General features: G+C 57.1%; 3 protein-coding genes and 1 tRNA gene. 3 read left to right on the top strand and 1 reads right to left on the bottom strand.

All coding sequences use genetic code 11. The features are described 5' to 3' along the window. On the top strand, window positions 1-921 hold a 921-nt coding region (locus VN887_02025; protein ID HXT38778.1), incomplete at its 5' end, for an amidase family protein. Between the two features lie 20 nt (window positions 922-941). Here the strand turns inward: VN887_02025 and VN887_02020 are convergent. After that, window positions 942-1,018 (bottom strand) — tRNA-Arg (locus VN887_02020). Between the two features lie 173 nt (window positions 1,019-1,191). Between VN887_02020 and VN887_02015 the strand changes: the two genes are divergently transcribed. After that, the gene (locus VN887_02015; GenBank protein HXT38777.1) at window positions 1,192-2,091 is read left to right on the top strand and encodes a hypothetical protein; all 900 of its coding nucleotides are present in this window, start codon (window positions 1,192-1,194) and stop codon (window positions 2,089-2,091) included. Window positions 2,092-2,138: 47 nt separating this feature from the next. Then, a partial coding sequence (locus VN887_02010) for a Rieske (2Fe-2S) protein (protein ID HXT38776.1) occupies window positions 2,139-2,452 on the top strand: 314 nt, incomplete at its 3' end.

Raw genomic sequence — 2,452 nt, 5'->3', positions numbered from 1 at the left:
TCCGCGGTGTGCGGGATTGTGGGCATCAAGCCGACGGTGGGATTGGTGAGCCGCAGAGGAATCATCCCGATTTCGCGGACGCAGGACACAGCAGGACCCATGGCGCGCACGGTAACCGACGCGGCGATTCTGCTGAACGCGCTGGCGGGGGGCGATCCGCGGGACGAAGCCACGCAAAACAGCAATGTCGCGGCGGGATTCGACTATGCAGCTTCGCTGGATGTCAACGGATTGAAAGGCGCGCGCATCGGCGTCCCAATGAGATCTTTTCGCGGCGGGTCGCCGGCGGCTGGCGTGCTGCGAAAGGCGCGGGACGACATGAAAGCGCTGGGCGCGACGTTGGTCGAGTTCGATGAGAACATTGCCAATGCAGGCGACGCGGAAGGAATCGTTTTGAGTTATGAATTCAAAGCGGGAATCAACGAGTACCTCACCTGGCTGGGACCGGATGTGCAGATGCACAGTTTGCAGGATTTGATCGAATTCAATTTGAAAAACAAGGAGCGCGAGCTGGCATTTTTTGGCCAGGAACAATTTGAAAAAGCACAAGCGCGAGGACCGTTGACGGACAAGATTTACCTGGACGCGCTGGAGAAATGCCGGCGCAGGTCGCGCACGGAGGGAATCGACGCGGTAATGGACAAATATCAACTGGACACAATTCTTGGCCCATCGGGTGGACCGGCGGGAACAACGGATGCTGTTTACGGGGACCGAGATGTAGGCGGAAGCTCATCGCCGGCGGCGGTTGCAGGGTATCCAAATATTACCGTGCCCGCGGGGCAGGTCCTGGGGTTGCCGGTGGGGATGTCCTTTTTTGGCCGGGCTTATAGTGAAGCGCTGTTACTCAAGATTGCGTTTGCCTACGAACAGGGCACGAAGAATCGTAGAGCGCCAAAATTTTTAGAAACAATTGGGTGAGAACAACCTCATAGTTTCAATGGTGCATCCGGCAGGACTTGAACCTGCAACCTTCTGATCCGAAGTCAGAAGCTCTATCCAATTGAGCTACGGATGCGCGAGAGGCAGGAAACCGCTGGTGGTCAGACCAACGGCGTTCCCATGCAGTCTATATCTGGTGCATTCGGCTGATTGTGGCAAGCAATTCCTTCATTCGGCACTGCAATCCACCGTCAATAAATGACAAGCCATCGGCAGCGTCATTCTCGACTCGTTACTATCTTCCCACACATGAAATTGAAAAATGACTCAGTCGGTATTCTCGGTATTCTCTCAGCCCTGGCGCTCGCGCCCGTCTTCGGCGCGCACGCCCAGACTAATTCTCCCGCTGCCCCGGACGACAGCAGCAACCGTTACGGATTATTCAACGCGCTCGATCATCGGAGCTCATACGGGCAGGGCGCATTTCCTGAACCATTTCTCGTCGATGACTCCGATCTGGAAGACAACGAAGCGCGCCTCGATTGGACCCACACCAAGGCCGGAAGCGTGACCGATGACGAAGTGACGGCGGAAATCGAAAAAGGCTTTGGCCTCATGACCGTGGAGGCGGAACTTCACTACGAACGCGCCTCGGAAGCCGGGGATGTCGTGGACGGCATCGGCAATATCGATCTCGGCGCGCGTTATCCCTTCTATCAATTCGTTTCCGAAAACGGCTTTTTCGACACCACCGCCGGCGCCGGCGTGGAAGTCGGCATTCCGGTTCATTCCTCGGTCAGCAAGAACACGGAATTGGTCCCGAAAATTTTTAATGACCTGCGCCTCGGCCAGCACGTGACCCTGCAAGCCATCACGGGCTATTCGATGTTGTTCGGCCCGGGTGAAGACGGCGGCGCGCACTCCTGGGAATACGGTGTCGACCTCGGCTATTCGATTACGCCCGAGCAACTACATATCCCACACGTCCAGCGCATCATTCCGCTCTTCGAAATGTCCGGCGAAACTGCGTTGAACCACGGTGACTCCGGCCAGACGAGCCTCACTGGGTTGGCCGGCGTCCGCGTCAATCTCGACACCATCGGACGCATCCAACCGCGCCTCGGTCTCGGCTTTGTTTTCCCAATGAACAACAACGCCCGCCAGGACGTGCATTGGGGCATCGCGACAAGTTTGGTCTTTGAATATTGAGGCGGTTGGCGGACCTTGTGGCCATGGAAATGAATCGGAGACACTTTTTGTTTCTGACAGCGGGCCTGGCCGCAGGGGGCTGTCAATCGGGCGAGAGCGGCCATCCTTCAGCCGCTCGGCCAAAAATCATCAACGCGGGGCCCGCCGGCAATTACACCGCGGATGGAATTTACTCGCGCTATCGCAACCAGGGATTTTTCATCGTGCGCCAGGGGGAAAAGCTCTTTGCGCTTTCCTCGTACTGCACTCACCGCAAATGCAAGCTCACGGCCGAGGCGGATCATACGTTCTACTGTCCGTGTCACGGCTCAACCTTTGCTCTGAACGGCCATGTGACGAAAGGCCCGGCGCGAACCGACTT

This window comes from Candidatus Angelobacter sp., from assembly GCA_035607015.1.
Taxonomy (GTDB): domain Bacteria; phylum Verrucomicrobiota; class Verrucomicrobiia; order Limisphaerales; family AV2; genus AV2.
Note: the sequence above shows the minus strand (reverse complement) of the source record. Positions and strands in the feature narration are given on the sequence as shown.

Coding starts and splice junctions, on each gene's coding strand:
- VN887_02015 (HXT38777.1), top strand. CDS start 1,192: ATGAAATTGAAAAATGACTCAGTCGGTATTCTCGGTATTCTCTCAGCC.